This is a genomic window from Marinomonas sp., assembly GCF_039940335.1.
In the GTDB taxonomy this organism is placed as follows: domain Bacteria; phylum Pseudomonadota; class Gammaproteobacteria; order Pseudomonadales; family Marinomonadaceae; genus Marinomonas.
Genome location: NZ_JBDVGW010000005.1, coordinates 18,995 through 36,037, shown reverse-complemented (window position 1 = coordinate 36,037; position 17,043 = coordinate 18,995). Strand labels below are relative to the sequence as shown.

Sequence of the window (17,043 nt, the reverse complement as noted above, 5' to 3'; positions counted from 1 at the left end):
TGATTCGACTCAGTACTCAGGAGAAGTTAGCTAAATGAAAGAATTAGGAATGATTGGTGGAACGTCTTGGCATTCGACGGTGGAGTATTATGCAGGTATCAACCAAGCGATAAACGATCATTACGATGGGAATGTGAACCCTCCATTGGTGTTGATTAATCTCAATCAGAAGCAAATTCACGATCTACAGCGATCTGATGATTGGGATGTAATCGGTGATATTATGGTGACGGCGGGCCAAAAACTGCAAAGCATTGGCGTTGATGCTATTTCTTTCTGTGCCAATACACCTCATAAGGTGTACGAGCAATTACAAGCGTCGCTCTCGATTCCTGTTCTGCATGTGGCGGATGCTATTGGTGATAATCTTAAAAGCAATGGCTTTGATACGGTTGGCCTGATTGGTACCCGTTTTACCATGGCGGAAGACTTCATTAAGGGTAGATTGCTGGAACGATATCAGGTGAAAACGCTTGTCCCGCCCGCCTCAGAACAAGGTGAAATTCAAGAGGCACTGTACAACAAGCTTTCTATGGGGGTATTTGATGACGAAACAAAAGCCCTGTTCTTGAAGATTATTGAGTCGTTAAAAGAGCGAGGGGCGCAAGCGGTTATTCTTGGTTGTACCGAGTTTCCTTTGTTACTAAAAGACGTCTATTGCTCAATTCCCCTGATTGATTCTTTACAGTGTCACACGGACTCACTGGTTCAATATATTCTCGATCAAGCATAAAACATACGCTTCATTTCCCGAAAAAGTCCGTCGTTTATAGAGTATGGTGGGAATGGAGCAGCTAAAGCGAAAGACTGCTTGGTCAGTCTTTCGCTTTGTACTGCATTATCGAGAAGTGATTAAACTCGGTAAATAGGTCGCTACATCGGGTATAAATACCACGATTGCTAATACTAGTAGTTGGATTAGTACAAATGGCATGACGCCTTTATACATATGACTGTAGGTCATACTTTTTGGGGCTATCGATTTTAGATAGAAAATAGACGGTGCCATAGGAGGAGTAAGATAAGACGTTTGAATAACGACCATGAACATCACTGCAAACCAGATTGGATCAATACCGGCTGCGTTGACTAATGGTGTGAATATAGGAACGAATATCAAAACAACAGAAATCCAATCGAGTACAAACCCTGCAATGAAGACGACGGACATGAGTAAAAATATCAGACCGTAAGGCCCCATGTTTAACCCATCTACCCATTCTGTGATCATCCAGCCACCACCCGATACAGCAAAGATACTTGTGAACATGGTGCCACCCATAACAATAAGCATGATCATTGCTGTGATTTTGATTGTGGTTTTCAGAGCATTGATGAATTTAGTGAACGTTAATTCACGAAATGCCAGAGACAGTAATGCCGCCCCAGCTGCGCCAACGGCAGCCGCTTCGGTTGGTGAAGCAATTCCTAGTAATAGAGACCCTAGTACGGCGGTAATCAAGAGCATGGGTGGAATGATGGCAGACAGTGTGATTTGCAATTTTTCGGACAATGGAACGGTATCGGCTTCTGTTGATGCAGGCCCCATTTTTTTATTAATGCGACAAGTAATCAGAATGTACAAAATGAAGAGTACAACCATGATGAGTCCAGGCAATAAACTGGCTGCAAATAATTGACCAATGGACAGTTGTGCCATAGAGGAATACACCACGACAACAATAGAGGGCGGAATTATAGTCCCAAGAGACCCACCAGCGCAGACCGTACCAGCCATTAAGCTTTGATCGTATTTATATTTAGCCATAGCAGGTAATGCCATCATACCGACGACAATCTCTACCGCACCAACGACACCGGAAGCGGCGGCAAAAATAGCACACATGGTGATGGTGGAAACGGCTAGACCTCCAGGGAATTTCCCCATCCATAATTGCAACGCTTTGAATAAACGCAGTGCGAGACCCGTTTGTTCAAGAAGTGCACCCATAAGGATAAAAAGTGGAATGGCTGAAAGTGTAAAGTTTGAAGCCGTATGAAGGATTGAACCATACAACTGTAAAAATAAGCTATCTCCAAACACTATTAAACCGAAGCCCGTAGCGATTGCGATTAATGATAAAGCGACTGGAATACCTGCAAATACAAATACAAATAAAGCAACAAACATCCAGATAGGAATTAACTCAGTCATTTAGGGGTGCTCCTGATTCTGTCGTATGGCCTGGGATTTTAGAGCCGAGCATAAACTTAATAGCTTCTAGGTAAAGTTGAATAGTGCAGGCGATTAAACCTAACGCAAGAATGGAGTAGAAAGGCCAAACAAGTGGTGCCCATGGGCTAACATTTTCAACCTCTCCTGTTATAAATGCGACATAGGCCTTTTTGCTAGCCACCCAAGAGAATGCGGCAAAAGCAGGGCCAGCAATGAATGCGTAAACCATCGCGTTTAGATTCTGTTGAAAGCGAATAGGTAGCTTACTTGAAAGAAAGTCTATTCGTACATGGGCTTCATGGTTAAGAGAGTAGGCGCCAGCGAGAAGAAAAATGCTGCCATTTAACATATAGGAAATGTCAAAAGCCCATAGTGTCGGAGCTTGGAAGATATAACGAGCCCCTACTTCATACAACATTGAGCAAACCATTAGACAGGTAAGTACCATCGCGGCTTTGCCTAGCAATGTAGAGATCGAGTTAATATATTTCAGAGAATTATACATGTGGGTAACCTTATAGGAGCGCCAGAGGCGCCCCTTTTGGATTGGATCTATTTATTATTCTGCGTCACGTACAAAAACACTTGAATTGCGGCTCCAAGCTTTCTGATAAGCAAAGTATTCATCAAGAATAGAATTCATTGAGTTATCACCTTTTGCAGCTTGTTCATCCGCACGGGCTTTCATCCACTGATGTCCGTAACCACGAATCTCGGCAAGAACTGATTTATCCAAAGTGATGATCTCTGTACCAAAGTCTCGGTATTCATCCATGGCTTTGATATCAGCGTTGGCAAAACGTAAAAAGGCTTCCATCGTTGTGAGACGAGCAGCAGCCTCTACTTTGGTTTGCAAATCTTTTGACAAGTTGTCCCACGTTTCTGTTTTAACAACCACTTCCCAAACAAAAGTAGGCTGATGGATTCCGGGTACTATTATGTAAGGCGCCACTTCATGGAAGCCTTCCGACAAGTTAGAGCCAGGTGTTGCCCATTCGACAGCATCAACACCTTTACGTTGTAACAACGTATAGATTTCCCCTGGTGGTACAACAGTAGGAACACCGTTCAAGTGATCTTTCAATACACCTGCCCATGCACCTGAAGTACGGTATTTTAAGTTAGCGAAGTCTTCAATTTTATTGATCGGTTTGTTGGCATGAGCAAGGACTTCAGACGTACCGATGCCGATAATTAAACTATGTAGGCCCATCTTTTCTCTACGGTAGTCCTGCATACGTTCAACCCCGCCGTCCTCATATAGCCATGCCATCATCGCTTCAGGAGACATGCCACCAGGGAAACCCGCAAAAATAGCATTTGTTGGGTCTTGGTTGACCAAATAACTAGGCGTTGAGTGACCTGCTTCTACTATGCCGTCTTGAACGGACTCATATACTTTAAAAGCAGGAACAATAACGCCTGCTCCAAAGGGTCTAACTTTGATTTGGCTGTCTGTTAAGTCTCCGACATGGCCAGCAAACCTTTTCAGGAAATTGTTATAGAAGAAGGAGCCTTCAGGAACAGAAGAAGGAACCTTCCATGTTATTTCGGCTGCGCTTGCCAAAGGGGAAAGAAGCGCACTACCTAGAATGGCCGAAGCAGCCAATGTTTTTAATATTTTCATGTTTATCTCCATAGAACAGCATAGTTGTTGTTTCATTCACGGGAGTTCGGTATGTATCGAGAATACCACCCTGAAAACAATATATTGTATCCAATATACAATATCAAGGTGAATAGTGCTTTCTTTTTGCACTATTCCAGAATGAATTGCAGGTATTAGCCGCGATGGTATTTTCTTAGGCGTCGATTTTTTGAACAATTAGTGGCTGAGTGTATCTATCAAAGTGGCGTATTTTCAGGTTTGAAATTAGATACAACCGCTTTTAAAAAAAGGTTTTTAGATGAATTAACCCCATGTTTATTTTTAATTTTGAATGGCATAAAGGAAGAATCAGAGGGCTATTTTTATCGTAGTAAAATGGTAGGTATGGCTGCTTTTCAGCGAACTTATAGGTGCCAGGCACGCTATAAATAGTTCTTAATGTCTTGCTAGATTTGCGTATAATTATGCGCTAATTGTATAAAGTATACATTTGAGTTTTATTGGAAGTCTCTGACTATCCGTAATTTATGTTTGCAGAGGATGATAAGTTGGTTAAGAAAAGGGCGGTTCAACGCCAGAGTTTGCCTGAAGTGATTGCTACGGATTTACGAAATCGTATCTTGTCAGGGGACTTATCTGAAGGCGATCTTATTCGCCAAGAGCTTTTAGCTGAAGAGTATGGTGTTTCTAGAATGCCTATTCGTGAGGCGTTGAAGCACCTTGATTCAGAAGGTTTGGTTGTTTTTATTAACAATAGAGGAGCGACAGTAACAAAACATACTCTCTCTGAAATTGCTGAGTTTTTTGATATTAGAGCACTTTTAGAAATTGATTTATTAAAAAAATCCATTCCTCAGATGGAAGCACATCATTTTGAAAAGTGCGAAGAGTTACTCGATCAAATGAAAGAATCTTACGCGGCAGGTCGTGTTGCGGATTGGGGACCATTAAACGCACAATTTCATGAAACACTCTATGAAGCGTCAAACCAGAAGCTGACGATGCAACTGCTCGACCGTGTGAGCATGCAAGCCAACCGCTATGTAGGTATGCACATAGACCAATTGCAGAAAACAGGCAGTGCAGAGCATGATCATCGTGCATTATTGGACTTTGCTCGTCAGCGAGATATAGAAGGCGCGGCAGATTTACTGTGCTCTCATCTAACCAATACACAACAACAAATTCTTGAATTGATCGCTCAAACGCGAATGAGTGAATCATAATTTATTTCAACTAATGAGAGTGGCTAAGGAAGGCGACTTTATTCATTGTTCTGCTGTGCTTATCCATCAATTCCACGAAACGATTCTCTGCCCTTAACCTTAGAATACGCCCACCTTTCGTGTAGAAGGCAGTTTATTGCTTGTACTCAAGCTTATATTGGATACAATATCCATAAAACACCCTTTAATCAAAAATGGATGGAGTAAGACAAATATGAGTTTCATACCGCATGGAAAACATTCTATCGCCGGGCAATTAATCTCCTCAGAGTATACTTTTGCCTCTTCTCCTGCTTTTGGCGAAGCTTATAACTTCTCGGTAGGTACAGTTGAGCAAGTCAATCAAGCGGTTGAGGCGGCGGAAAATGCTTTTCTAGAATACGGTTATACCTCCCGTGAAACCCGAGCCGCTTTTTTAAATGTGATAGCAGATGAAATAGAGGCTCGAGGCGAGGACATCACTAAAGTTGGCTGTGCAGAAACAGGGCTACCTGAGGGACGGTTAATTGGAGAACGAGGCCGTACATGTGGGCAATTACGCTTATTTGCAGAGCATCTTTTACAAGGTGAGTATCTTGATAAACGGCATGACGCGGCGTTACCAGAACGTCAACCTTTGCCACGATCTGACCTAAGATTGATACAGCGACCTATTGGGCCAGTCGCTGTTTTTGGTGCTTCGAACTTCCCTCTGGCGTTTTCAACTGCAGGTGGAGATACGGCCGCCGCGCTAGCCGCTGGTTGTCCGGTTATTGTAAAAGGGCACAGTGCACATCCAGGTACAGCTGAAATCGTTGCTGATGCAATCAACCAAGCCGTGAAAAAATGTGCGATGCCAGCAGGGGTGTTTAGTTTAATACAAGGTGGAAACCGTGCAGTGGGCTCTGCGCTGGTGCAGCATCCATTGGTCAAGGCGGTTGGCTTTACTGGATCATTGCAAGGGGGCCGAGCTTTATTTGACTTGTGTGCTGCCCGCCCTGAGCCGATTCCTTTCTTTGGTGAGCTAGGGTCGGTGAATCCTATGTTCTTATTTCCTAATGCTGTCGCACAACGCGGAGAAGCGCTCGCAAAAGGTTGGGCAGCTTCATTGTCTATGGGGGCGGGGCAATTCTGTACTAATCCAGGCATTGCCGTTTTATTGGCGGATTCATCAGGCGACGAATTTTTATCTGTTGCGAGTGAGAGTTTGGCAAGTGTGCCAGCCCAAACCATGTTAACAATGGGAATTGCGGATGCTTATCGTGCAGGACAGAAACGTATTGCAGAGACATTAGGAGTGCGTGAGGTACTCTCGACTTCATGTGAAATGAGAGGCGCTACGCCCTACCTGTACGCCACCACGGCAAAAGACTGGTTAAGAAATGAAACATTAGCAGAAGAAGTGTTTGGGCCGTTAGGTGTTGTTGTGTTTGCTTCATCGGTGGATGAGATGTTGGACGTAGCAAAACACTTAGAGGGGCAGTTGACCTGTACGCTTCATATTGATGATACAGATATCAATGCCGCAAAAAGTTTCTTACCTATTCTGGAACGCAAAGCCGGTCGCATTCTAGCTAATGCGTTTCCTACAGGAGTGGAAGTATGTGACAGCATGGTTCATGGCGGCCCTTATCCCGCCTCGACAAACTTTGGTGCAACTTCAGTTGGCACAATGTCGATACGCCGCTTCTTACGACCAGTATGCTACCAAGATATCCCTTCAAGTTTGTTACCAGAAGACCTTATTTAACCTTTAATAAAACAATCAACCCCAATTCAGAGTTGTCTGTATTGGGGTTTTTTATTGGCCAATGGGTAGTGTTTAAAATTGAGATAGGTTTTACATACAAAAATGCCAGCGCTTGTCGTTTCGTTTAATAAAACAGGTAACGACGCACGCTGGCAGGTTTTAGTGATAATTTTTACTGATGGTCTAGGCTAGACACTCACTAATCACACCTTCTTGCTGCACCCATTGTGCAAACCAAGTATTAAAAAGCTTAAATTGTTTCTCGCAATAGATGCGCTGCTCTTCATTTAATTTATCTGTTTCATTAAAGTGCAGAGCGTATTCTTTTTCACCTCGTAACACTAATAAATATTTAAAAAACAAGACAAGTTCTGGACCTTCGTCAAAGCTTGCAAGTACCGACATAGCTTCTTCCAACTCTTGTGCTCGTAATCGTGCTTCTGGATTGCCTGATGCTGCCATTTTCGATAATTTTGTCAGCAATAAAACTTCTTTTGGTAATGCTGTACCAATACCTGTGATCGCGCCGGTTGCACCACAATTTACAATGCCGTGATAAACCCTAGTATCAACACCTACCATCAACAATACCTCTTCTTCTTTAGAGGTAATGTTTTCTGCGGCATATCGCATCGCTTCTTTAGTCCCAAACTCTTTGAAACCGATTAGGTTTTTATGCTCTTCTCGAAGCGCAAAAAATACATCGGCTCTTGTCTCAAACCCATAGACAGGACTGTTATAAATGATTGCAGGAATAGAAGGAGCAGCATTAAGAATGGCTTTAAAGTGGTCTTTTTGTGCAGCAATGACGGAGCCACGGGAGAGAACACGAGGAATAACCATTAAACCTGCAGCCCCTACTTTTTCAGCATGAGCAGCATGCGCAACGGCTGATTTGGTATTAATTGCTCCAGTACCAACCATGACAGGAATGCCTGCTTTTACTAAACGCTCGACCCCTTCCATACGTTCTTCATCCGTTAACAATGGCCAGTCACCCATTGAACCGCAGTAAACGACAGCAGACATACCTGCTTCAATCATTTGTTGACCCTTGCTTACAAGTGCATCGTAGTCTGGTGTACGGTCGGCTTTACAAGGTGTCATTAAGGCAGGAATTACGCCGTGAAAGATTTCTTTGTTCATCATTTTGTCCTTTTTTCACTCATAAAAGAGCGGTCGTTATGACTGGTATCATTGTTAATAGTGGTTGTCCTAGATATCTAGGGACTGACCATAATTCGCGATGAAGCGAGCGTTCCATATCCGTATTTAGATGATGAAGGTCACCTGTAATTGTTTTAACAATCACCGTCTTTTAGGATATTGGATACAAAATACATTTTGAAAATGTTTTCGTCAAGAAAGAGTTTTAAAAAACACACAATGAATGAATAAAGGAGGCTGTCATTACTTTTGTTATCGGAGTGGTGATGCTGCGGCTGATTTTGGTCAAACGCGGTACAACGTGCGGTTTAGATACGGAATACCTTTTGCTTAAGACACTTTTTGGCATCAAGGAAGTGCGAAAAATAGAAAGCCCCATATCAAGGCGAGTGACGCTGATATGGGGCTTTTTATGCTTTATCGATTAAACGGAGCCAGCCTTTTATTTACTGAAACCATTATCGACTATTTTTAGTCTTAAGAGTCATTCGAGTAAATGAGCTCGCTTAATCCAGTGCATGTGACTGTTGCCCAAGGTGATAGGCATGGGCACCGATTTCATAAAACATGCGTTTCACTTCTCGAAAAGGCACGTCCCTTAAGAGAGTAGTAGGAATGGATAAGCTTTCAATATTTCCGGTTAACCATTGGGCGAGTTCTGCCCCCACCATGGTGCCCGGTCCAATGCCTCGACCACTGTACCCCGCCACACTATAAAGGCCTGGTTGCAGCTCTTGGCAGTGGGGAATGTGGTCTTCGCTACAGGCGATAGTCCCCGTCCAATAATAATCCCACTCTACTTTGCTCAGTGCGGGGAAGAGATCGCTGACTCTTTGGCTTGCCCAGTTTTCAAGAGCACCAGTTTTGCCACCCATACCACCAAAGATAAAACGACCTTGTTGATCTAAGCGGAATGAACTCATGACGGTGCAGGTATCCCATACCCCTTCTTTGTTGGGCAAAATGCTCGCTAACTGCTCTTCGCTAAGAGGCTTACTGGCAAGTTGTGAGTAATGGATAGGGATAAATTTTTGCTCTTGTTGCTTAGCGCCATATTCACAGTAGGCATTGGTGGCCAGTATCACTTTGTTCGCATGGACTTGCCCTTGCTCGCTGTAAAGCGTCCAGCCTTTGCTGGAGGGTTCCATTTTCTGGACGGAAGAGTGGTCGAACAATCTCGCACCTTCTTGTAACGCTGCATGCGCTAGGCCACGAGCATAGGCTAACGGTTGAATAGTGCCTGCTCTTGGGTCGAACAAGGCCGAATTGAATTTGGTAGAGCCTATGCGTTGTTGTGCGGCGGCGCTGTCTAATAGCTGAACTGGAGCACCTCGACGAGACAGTTGTTCATAACGGCGCTGTAATTGTTTTAGCCCTAATTTACCAACGCCAGCGTGGAGTGTACCAGCATGGGTCGCTTCACATTGAATCTGGTATTGATCGATTAATTGATAAACATAGTCTGGTGCTGCAGATAGGGTGTCATAAAGCTTTTTACCCGCCGTGGCGCCTATGGTTTGGTCCAATTTATTCGGCTCTAGCCATAAGCCCGCATTGGCGAGACCAACGTTGCGCCCCGAGCCGCCAAAGCCAATTTCTTGAGCTTCAATGACCGCGACAGAAACGCCTAACTTGGCGAGATGTAAGGCGGCAGAAAGTCCGGTAAAGCCACCACCAACAATGGCAACCTCTACTTCTACCTCACCCAGTAATGGGGCCAGTGTTGGGCCTTGTGGTGCACTGGCTCTCCATAAAGAATCACATAAGAGCTTAGACATAATGCTCACCTTCTAAAAACGTGATGAGATGATAGAAGCAAAAGAATGGCCAACTTTTGCTGGCCATACCGGTTAGTTGCTATTCGAAGACAATACCTTGAGCCAATGGCAGTTCACCGCCATAGTTAATGGTATTGGTGGTACGGCGCATGTAATTACGCCATGCATCGGAGCCAGATTCACGGCCACCCCCCGTCTCTTTTTCACCACCAAATGCTCCACCGATTTCAGCGCCGGATGTACCAATGTTGACATTGGCAATGCCGCAATCAGAGCCTGCTGGTGACATGAATATTTCGGCTTCACGCATGCTTTCAGTGAACACAGCAGATGATAAACCCTGTGGAACTTCGTTTTGAATATCAATAGCTTGCTCAAAATGACTATAGGTCAAAACATACAAAATTGGAGCAAAGGTTTCTTGATGAACAATGGGTGCATCGTGCGCAATGCGAACAATGGCTGGTTTCACATAAAACCCACCGGTAGGGACGTTTTCCGTGACACGCTCACCACCACAAACGATTTCACCACCTTGTTCTTGAGCTGCTTTTAATGCATTTTGCATAGTATTAAAGCTTGTTTCATCAATCAGTGGACCCACTAGGTTACCTTCGATAAGAGGGTTACCAATAGAAAGTGAGCTGTAAGATTTGGCTAAACTCGCCACCAAGCCATCGACCACACTTTCATGGGTAATTAAGCGGCGTAAAGTCGTACAACGCTGGCCTGCAGTCCCTGCGGCAGAGAAAACAATGGCACGTAGAGCCAGTTCAAGGTCGGCTGACTCTGACACTATCATGGCGTTATTGCCGCCAAGCTCTAATAAAGAACGCCCTAATCTACCAGCTACTGTTTTCGCGACAGCGCGTCCCATTGCGGTAGAGCCTGTCGCTGATACAAGAGGGAATGTCTCACTTGCCGCAATCGCTTCACCAAGGTCGCGACCCCCTATCATCACAGACACGGCCGCTTTAGGAATATCCTCCATGCCTGCAATGACGTTTTGTGCGATTTGATACATGGCTAAGGCACATAGAGGGGCTTTTTCGGATGGTTTTAGCAGAATAGGGTTACCACACACTAGACCAAGCATAGCGTTCCAAGCCCAAACAGCCATCGGGAAGTTAAAGGCGGTAATGACGGCGACTGGGCCTAGTGGTTGCCATTGCTCCATCATTCGATGGCCTGGGCGTTCAGAGACAATGGATAAACCATGTAACATTCGTGATTGACCCACCGCGAAATCGCAGACATCAATCCACTCTTGTACTTCTCCCAACGCTTCTGGGACAATTTTACCTGCTTCTAAAGAGATGACTTGCGCTAATTCATTCTTATATTTACGAGCTTCATCACCTATTCGGCGTACCAGTTCACCACGACGTGGTGCAGGAATGGAGCGTAATACTTTAAAGGCCTCTTCTAGCTCAAGGTTGACTGCGTCGAGTTGGCTAGGTGTCGCATTATTGAACGTAGAAAGCTGCTCTGCATCAATCGGGCTTGGTACGGAAAAGCTCGCACCGTCTCCCAATGCTTTGGTATTCCCAGTTAGTAGACTGTAAAACGTATCGCCTTGTTTTAGGGCATTTATACCTAGTATCTCTAAGCAAGCTGGTGACATCTGAAACCTCTGATATGTATGTATTTGAAGGTGAATTTAAACTTCATTAACCATATCGAGCCTGTTAACGAATAGAAAATACTGTTTATCTTCTATAGGTAAAGGTTTTTCCTATAGCTATTTGTTGCCTGAGTTCGATATATTATGAGCTATTCGATTCAAGGTGTGATGAGCTATGGATATTCGATCGTTACGTTATTTTATTGCCGTGTACGAAGAGCGTAGTTTTAATGCTGCCGCAAAGCGATGTTTCATTGCCCAACCCTCTATTTCTACTATGGTGGCGCATTTAGAAGAAGACCTAAATGTTAAGCTGTTTGTACGCCATTCAAAGGGAGTTTCTGCAACAGACAGTGGTAAATTGCTGTACCCCTATGCCTGCAAAATGGTGAACGATTTAAGTGATATGCGCAGCCTATTTCTTGAGTCTCCCGCACCACTTACCTTATCTATATCTTTGACACCCTTTCTTTCCGGTGCATTGGTGAGTCAGGCTATTAAAACCATGCTTGATGAGGTACCAAGATTAAGTCTCACATTAGTCGATGAGTCCGAGAGTGCGGATTTGTACTTCACTAGCAATCATTACATCACCAAGGAAGATGTCTTTTATCCTTTATGGGAAGATCACTATGTGATTGCCATGCCTCTTGAACATTCTTTGGCAGAATTCGCTTCATTGTCTATTAAGCAAATTGATAATCAACCTTTTATCTCTCGTACTTCTTGTGACATCTTGGAGTCTTGGAACTACCTCATGCAAAAGCAGGAGTTAACCACCGATGTGCGCGCACAAGTGAAAACTGAGGAATACGCACTGGATCTGGTTGCTGCAGGTTTGGGCATCTCCTTGATCCCTGAGCATTCTTCTCGTGGTCGTGATGACATTTGCTTACGCCCACTTCATGATGTGAAGTTAAAGCGGGTGGTGGGCTTGGCCCATAAAAAGGATCAAAACTTTCCTGATCACCTTATTAACACCATTTTATCAGTGAAAAAGCAGCTGTTGTGATTCACCCCACAAACCTTTCTGTGGGGTGATGATAGCAGGCTGCTGTTAGTTTTTATTTAGCAGTGCCTTGGCAAGTTCGACAAAACCTAGCCCGCCATTTTGCTGGGTAATGTAGTTAGGCTTATGGCTCAGGGTGGGTAAAAATTTTTGTACATTGGCCACGCCGACGGATAACGGCATGGCTTCAAACATGGCCTCATCATTGGTGGAATCACCGATAAAAGCACATTGCGCTAAGGGGATTTGTTGGGCATCAATCCATGCCAGAGCACCACTGGCTTTGTTGTAATTGCCGATCCAAGTGTTGATGTGAATCGAGCTAAGCTTGGCGTTTACACCTTGAGATTTCAGCCATTCAGTGGCTTGTTTTGCTCTTGAGAACTCGACTTTGACAGCCTGACCGATGTCCAGCGCCACATCGCTAATGCGAAAATTTTGGTCTTGCGTAAAGCCGATATCTGCAAAGGTGGTTTTCAGCTGTTGAGCAAGCTCCTTCAATTGCGAGAGGTCTTTTTCAACCCGTTCAGCCGCTTTTAGAAAGTGAGTAATAGTATGGCCACCCTCGGCTTGTTCCATATAAAAGGCACCGTTCTCACCGACAATGTATTTGATCGGCAGGGTTTTTAATAAGCAATCACACCAGCCAGCGCTGGCGCCGGTGACAGGTACCACTAAAATACCTGCCGCTCTTAGTTGATGTATAGCTTGTATTGTCTCGAAGGGAATCTCGCCGTTGTAGGTCAGTGTGTCGTCTACATCGGTAAATAGCACGCGAATGTTTTGGCTAAGCTGGGTTGGTAATGGTTCTGGCATAGTCATAAGTAATTAGTCTTTTAAAGTAAGGCAGATGGGCTGGTGGTCCGAAGCCATGGTGTCTGTGTTCACTTCCAGCGTGTCGATAAGGTTCTGCAAACTCGAACCACACAGGAAGTAATCTCGGGTGTGTGGGCCTTCAGGCCAAAGTGCTTGGTCATGCACGCCACAGGTTGGTTGTCGCGAGTTGCTGGCGGTAAGCATGGCGCAATCAAGCCAGCCATCCGTTTGCGTAAGTTGTTGGTAAGAAGGGCTATCAAGCGCAACATTTAAGTCACCACAAAGCAGTACATGATGACCCTTTTCTGCACTGTGGTAAGCATCTTGATCGAACCGTGCAGGGTTCGATGTTTGCAAAGGCGATACATGGCTCAGAATCTGAGTTTTTAAATGGGCTAAAAACTCTAACTGTTGCTGGGACTCTAGCGCTGAATGATAGGCAAGATGGGTATTAAGCAGAGTAATACTCGAATCATGATAGCGAATCACGGTTTCTACCAGGGTTCTAGGGATTTGTATCGCGGGTAGCACACAAGGCATAGGCAACTGATGACTGCGCTGATCCAACAGTTTACCGTGTTTTACCAAGGTGAGATTACCAAATTCTTGTTGTCTGTGAGCATCCAAAGGGCGGCTAAAGCCCGGTGCCCAAGCGCTGTGGTAGTCGGCAAAGGCCTCTTCAAATAGTTGTTTCTGGTCGTCATTGTTATAAGGCTCAATATAGCGAGCCACTTCTTGTAAACAGATAACGTCAAGTTCGCCAAAGGCCTTGATATCTTTAATAATTCGCTCGCTATCATAGACATCATCGCAACCCTTGATGGACTGAATGTTCCAACTGATTATCCGCATTATTTAATTCCTGCATGCATAAAGGATTGGATGAACTGGCGCTGAAAGAGAATAAATACCACCAGTAATGGCCCGATAGAGATCAAGGTGCCCGCGCAAATGACGCCCCAGTCCACACCGGATTCTGGCGCGCCAAAAATAGACAAGCCTACGGTTAACGGGCGACTATTTTCGGTATTGGTCGCCACCAGAGGCCAAAGAAAATTATTCCAATGGGTACTGATCGACACCAAGGCATAAGCCACATAGGTGGGTTTAGCGAGTGGCACATAGACCTTCCAAATGATTTGTAAAAGGTTACAACCTTCGAGCTTGGCAGCATTTTCCAAATCCATCGGTACGCTTTTAAAGCTCTGGCGTAGCAAGAAAATACCAAAGGCACTGGCCATATAAGGAATGGCCACAGCAAAGTAGGTATCAATAAGGCGTAATTGAGCAAGTGTTTGGTAGTTCTCTACAATGAGTATTTCCGGTGTCACCATCAGTTGCATAATGATCAAACTAAAGATTAACGCTCGACCTCGAAAGGCAATACGCGCGAGCGCATAAGCCGCTAAGGTACAGACGATTAATTGTCCTGCTAGGGTCAATAGACTGATCGCGAAGGTATTGAGCATGTACCGAACGAAAGGCGCTTGATCCCAAGCCTTAATAAAATTGTTGATTTCCAATGGCGCAAAAAGCTGGAAGCTGGTGGCGTATTCTGCGCTGTGAAACGCCGCCCAAAAGGCATACAGCAAAGGAAACACCCAAAGCAGAGCGAAGACCCAAGCGACACTAGAAGAGCAGGCGGTGAATAACTTATTCATGATTGATCTCTACTGTTAGGGAATTAATAGTGAACACGACGTTCAATAATGCCGAATTGAATGAGTGCCATAATGATCAACACCAGTAGCAAGACCACAGTAAGTGCGGAAGCATAGGCGGTATCGAAAAAGGAAAATGAGTTTTCGTAGATATAATAAAGTAACAAATTGGTTGCGTTGTTTGGGCCGCCTTTGGTCAAGATAAAAAGGTGGTCAATCAACTTAAACGCATTCAGTAAGGCGTTCACGAAAACAAATAACGTCGTCGGCATCAGCAGTGGAAAAGTGATGCGTCTAAAGATGTACCAAGCAGAAGCATTTTCGGTTCTGGCGGCTTTATATAAGTCAGGCGAGATAGTTTGTAATGCCGCGAGATAAAAAATCATAAAGAAGCCTGCTTCTTTCCAAATGGTCATCGCCATCAAACTGTACAGGGCAGTGTCCGGGTCCCCTAACCAATTGATTCCTGAGCCACCAAAGCTTTCTAATACACTGTTAAATAAGCCAATTTCTGGGCTGTAAAACAGCAACCAAATATTTGCAACGGAGATCATCGGTAACATAGTGGGAGTGAAGAAGGAAAGTCGCAGAAAGCTTTGCCCAGCAATCTTGCTGTTGACCCATAGGGCCATGACTAATGCCAGCACGATGGAAGCAGGCACTGTTACTAGGGCATAAAGCAGGTTGTTTTTCAGGACCTTCCAGAAAACGGTGTCTTCCATTAAGCGGGCATAGTTCTCATCGCTGAGGTAGTCACCCATTTGTACGCCAAAGCCGAAAAAACTGCGCCATACCGTATTGCCAATGGGGAAATAAGTAAAAGCGACCAGAAGAATTAGGGCTGGTGCCAATAATAACCAAGCTTGGGCTTTGTAAGTTTTAAACATTTTTGATCTCAGTGCGGGGCCAACAAAGGCCCCGCTGTATTCAGGTGAAAATTAACGGTAACGAGACAGAATACGATCAGCTTGCTTCTGGGCAGAGGTTAACGCCTGCTCAGCGCTCTGTTGGCCGTTTAGTACTGCTTGGATAGCATCATCTAGCAGTTTGCGTACACGACCTGATTGGTGCGTAGACAGCTCTGCCGTGGCAAATTTAAGCTGATCACGCGCCACTGCCGCAGGTGGGAAGCTGCTTACATACTCTTTCAGCTCTGGCGTTTGATAAGCCGCTGGGCTGATGCCCATGTAGCCTGTTTGGATGCTCCACTTAGCCGCTTGCTCTGGTGATGTCATGAACTTCACTAGCTCTAAAGCCGCTTTTTTCTCTTCAGTGGTTGCGTTTTTGAATAGGTAGAAGTTACCGCCACCTGTTGGTGAACCGCGCTCTACATTGGCAGGCAACATAGCCACACCGAAGTCAAACTTCGCCGCATTTTTCACTGCGGTCAGGTTACCGGTCGAATGCCACATCATGGCGGTTTTTTCTTCTAGGAAGTTTTGGCGAAGGGTGCCCCATTCAATGGTGCCTTTTGGTATCACTTGATATTTATCACCTAGGTCTTGCCAGAACTCTAAAGCGGCAATGGCTTTCGGGTCATCAAAGTAGGTTTTGTTGCCCGCTTGGTTCATTAATTTGTGGCCTTTTTCTTTCGTTAAGGCACCAAACATCCAATATGGATAACCCGTGGAAGGAATCATGGCACCCCACTGGGTAACCTTGCCAGAACTGTCTTTTTTCGTCAGTTTCTGGCCCATGTCGATCAGCTCTTGCCAGCTGCTTGGGGCTTTTTCTGGATCAAGGCCTGCGGCGCGGAACATGTCTTTGTTGTAATACATAACAATGGTCGAGCGCTGGAAAGGAATGCCGTAGGTTTTACCATCGACTAGGCCGTTTTCCATTAATGCTGGGTGGAAGCTGTTTAGCCAAGTTTTTTCTTCTGGGGTACTGATCACTTCGTCGAATGGCACGATAGCGTCTAAATCCATCAGTTCATGAACATCAATGGAGAACATCACGGATAATTGTGCTGGCTTGCCACTGTTGAGTGCTGCTAACGCTTTAACGCGGGCATCATTGTAGTTACCAGCATAAATTGCATTAACGTCAATGTCTGGGTTTTGTTGTTCAAAGTCGGCCACAATGGAGTCCACTACCTTGGTTAATGACCCGCCAACGGAGACAGGGTAGTACATGGTTAATTCAGTTTTGGCATGCACTAACGCTGAAAAACTCAGCCCTATTGCTCCCACAGTGAGAAGTTTCTTCAGGTTTTTACGCATTACAGTCGCTCCTTTCAGGTTGATTT

The 17,043-nt window shown here is 44.8% G+C and carries 15 protein-coding genes; 4 read left to right on the top strand and 11 right to left on the bottom strand.

Going from position 1 to position 17,043, the window contains the following annotated elements; translation table 11 throughout:
* The first annotated feature begins 34 nt into the window (after positions 1-34).
* The gene (locus ABJF92_RS02180) at positions 35-733 is read left to right on the top strand and encodes an aspartate/glutamate racemase family protein (protein ID WP_446814211.1); all 699 of its coding nucleotides are present in this window, start codon (positions 35-37) and stop codon (positions 731-733) included.
* Positions 734-838: 105 nt separating this feature from the next.
* Here the strand turns inward: ABJF92_RS02180 and ABJF92_RS02175 are convergent, their stop codons facing one another.
* The 3 genes from ABJF92_RS02175 to dctP are packed head-to-tail and all read right to left on the bottom strand — an operon-like array spanning position 839 to position 3,803.
* Positions 839-2,155 (bottom strand): TRAP transporter large permease, encoded by a 1,317-nt coding sequence (locus tag ABJF92_RS02175; RefSeq protein WP_446814210.1) that lies wholly within the window; start codon positions 2,153-2,155, stop codon positions 839-841.
* Entirely contained in the window at positions 2,148-2,681 is a 534-nt protein-coding gene (locus ABJF92_RS02170; RefSeq protein ID WP_446814209.1) for a TRAP transporter small permease subunit, read from the bottom strand. The genes ABJF92_RS02175 and ABJF92_RS02170 overlap by 8 nt, the downstream gene beginning before the upstream one ends.
* A 54-nt stretch (positions 2,682-2,735) precedes the next feature.
* Positions 2,736-3,803 carry a TRAP transporter substrate-binding protein DctP gene (gene dctP, locus ABJF92_RS02165; protein ID WP_446814208.1) on the bottom strand — a complete coding sequence of 356 codons (1,068 nt, stop codon included), beginning with the start codon at positions 3,801-3,803 and terminating at the stop codon, positions 2,736-2,738.
* 530 nt (positions 3,804-4,333) lie between these two features.
* On the opposite strand from dctP, the gene ABJF92_RS02160 reads away from it, so the two are divergent.
* Positions 4,334-5,011: a GntR family transcriptional regulator gene (locus tag ABJF92_RS02160; protein ID WP_446814207.1), complete on the top strand. Its 678-nt coding sequence runs from the start codon at positions 4,334-4,336 to the stop codon at positions 5,009-5,011.
* Positions 5,012-5,225: 214 nt separating this feature from the next.
* A complete protein-coding gene (locus ABJF92_RS02155) occupies positions 5,226-6,740 on the top strand; it encodes an aldehyde dehydrogenase (NADP(+)) (protein WP_446814206.1) in 1,515 nt (504 codons plus the stop codon).
* Positions 6,741-6,923: 183 nt separating this feature from the next.
* Here the strand turns inward: ABJF92_RS02155 and ABJF92_RS02150 are convergent, their stop codons facing one another.
* The 3 genes from ABJF92_RS02150 to amaB all read right to left on the bottom strand — a co-directional run bounded on the left by ABJF92_RS02150 (position 6,924) and on the right by amaB (position 11,309).
* A complete protein-coding gene (locus tag ABJF92_RS02150; protein ID WP_446814677.1) occupies positions 6,924-7,886 on the bottom strand; it encodes a dihydrodipicolinate synthase family protein in 963 nt (320 codons plus the stop codon).
* 527 nt (positions 7,887-8,413) lie between these two features.
* Positions 8,414-9,685 carry an NAD(P)/FAD-dependent oxidoreductase gene (locus tag ABJF92_RS02145; protein WP_446814205.1) on the bottom strand — a complete coding sequence of 424 codons (1,272 nt, stop codon included), beginning with the start codon at positions 9,683-9,685 and terminating at the stop codon, positions 8,414-8,416.
* A gap of 79 nt (positions 9,686-9,764) precedes the next feature.
* A complete protein-coding gene (gene amaB, locus ABJF92_RS02140) occupies positions 9,765-11,309 on the bottom strand; it encodes an L-piperidine-6-carboxylate dehydrogenase (protein ID WP_446814204.1) in 1,545 nt (514 codons plus the stop codon).
* Between the two features lie 175 nt (positions 11,310-11,484).
* Here amaB and ABJF92_RS02135 point away from each other — a divergent pair, with 175 nt between their 5' ends.
* Positions 11,485-12,321 carry a LysR family transcriptional regulator gene (locus tag ABJF92_RS02135; protein ID WP_446814203.1) on the top strand — a complete coding sequence of 279 codons (837 nt, stop codon included), beginning with the start codon at positions 11,485-11,487 and terminating at the stop codon, positions 12,319-12,321.
* A gap of 45 nt (positions 12,322-12,366) precedes the next feature.
* On the opposite strand, the gene ABJF92_RS02130 is transcribed toward ABJF92_RS02135, so the two are convergent.
* Genes ABJF92_RS02130 through ABJF92_RS02110 form a run of 5 tightly spaced genes read right to left on the bottom strand, consistent with a single transcriptional unit; the run spans position 12,367 to position 17,017 of the window.
* Positions 12,367-13,140 carry an HAD family hydrolase gene (locus ABJF92_RS02130; protein ID WP_446814202.1) on the bottom strand — a complete coding sequence of 258 codons (774 nt, stop codon included), beginning with the start codon at positions 13,138-13,140 and terminating at the stop codon, positions 12,367-12,369.
* 6 nt (positions 13,141-13,146) lie between these two features.
* The gene (locus ABJF92_RS02125; protein ID WP_446814201.1) at positions 13,147-13,986 is read right to left on the bottom strand and encodes an endonuclease/exonuclease/phosphatase family protein; all 840 of its coding nucleotides are present in this window, start codon (positions 13,984-13,986) and stop codon (positions 13,147-13,149) included.
* The gene (locus ABJF92_RS02120) at positions 13,986-14,795 is read right to left on the bottom strand and encodes a carbohydrate ABC transporter permease (protein WP_445976788.1); all 810 of its coding nucleotides are present in this window, start codon (positions 14,793-14,795) and stop codon (positions 13,986-13,988) included. The genes ABJF92_RS02125 and ABJF92_RS02120 overlap by 1 nt, the downstream gene beginning before the upstream one ends.
* 23 nt (positions 14,796-14,818) lie before the next feature.
* Entirely contained in the window at positions 14,819-15,682 is an 864-nt protein-coding gene (locus ABJF92_RS02115; RefSeq protein WP_446814200.1) for a carbohydrate ABC transporter permease, read from the bottom strand.
* A gap of 51 nt (positions 15,683-15,733) precedes the next feature.
* Positions 15,734-17,017 (bottom strand): ABC transporter substrate-binding protein, encoded by a 1,284-nt coding sequence (locus ABJF92_RS02110; RefSeq protein ID WP_446814199.1) that lies wholly within the window; start codon positions 17,015-17,017, stop codon positions 15,734-15,736.
* Between the last annotated feature and the right edge of the window lie 26 nt (positions 17,018-17,043).

Excerpts from the sequence above, each read along its gene's own strand:
- ABJF92_RS02180 (WP_446814211.1), top strand. The coding sequence starts at position 35 with ATGAAAGAATTAGGAATGATTGGTGGAACGTCTTGGCATTCGACGGTG.
- ABJF92_RS02175 (WP_446814210.1), bottom strand. The coding sequence starts at position 2,155 with ATGACTGAGTTAATTCCTATCTGGATGTTTGTTGCTTTATTTGTATTT.
- ABJF92_RS02170 (WP_446814209.1), bottom strand. The coding sequence starts at position 2,681 with ATGTATAATTCTCTGAAATATATTAACTCGATCTCTACATTGCTAGGC.
- dctP (WP_446814208.1), bottom strand. The coding sequence starts at position 3,803 with ATGAAAATATTAAAAACATTGGCTGCTTCGGCCATTCTAGGTAGTGCG.
- ABJF92_RS02155 (WP_446814206.1), top strand. The coding sequence starts at position 5,226 with ATGAGTTTCATACCGCATGGAAAACATTCTATCGCCGGGCAATTAATC.
- ABJF92_RS02150 (WP_446814677.1), bottom strand. The coding sequence starts at position 7,886 with ATGAACAAAGAAATCTTTCACGGCGTAATTCCTGCCTTAATGACACCT.
- ABJF92_RS02145 (WP_446814205.1), bottom strand. The coding sequence starts at position 9,685 with ATGTCTAAGCTCTTATGTGATTCTTTATGGAGAGCCAGTGCACCACAA.
- amaB (WP_446814204.1), bottom strand. The coding sequence starts at position 11,309 with ATGTCACCAGCTTGCTTAGAGATACTAGGTATAAATGCCCTAAAACAA.
- ABJF92_RS02135 (WP_446814203.1), top strand. The coding sequence starts at position 11,485 with ATGGATATTCGATCGTTACGTTATTTTATTGCCGTGTACGAAGAGCGT.
- ABJF92_RS02130 (WP_446814202.1), bottom strand. The coding sequence starts at position 13,140 with ATGACTATGCCAGAACCATTACCAACCCAGCTTAGCCAAAACATTCGC.
- ABJF92_RS02125 (WP_446814201.1), bottom strand. The coding sequence starts at position 13,986 with ATGCGGATAATCAGTTGGAACATTCAGTCCATCAAGGGTTGCGATGAT.
- ABJF92_RS02120 (WP_445976788.1), bottom strand. The coding sequence starts at position 14,795 with ATGAATAAGTTATTCACCGCCTGCTCTTCTAGTGTCGCTTGGGTCTTC.
- ABJF92_RS02115 (WP_446814200.1), bottom strand. The coding sequence starts at position 15,682 with ATGTTTAAAACTTACAAAGCCCAAGCTTGGTTATTATTGGCACCAGCC.
- ABJF92_RS02110 (WP_446814199.1), bottom strand. The coding sequence starts at position 17,017 with ATGCGTAAAAACCTGAAGAAACTTCTCACTGTGGGAGCAATAGGGCTG.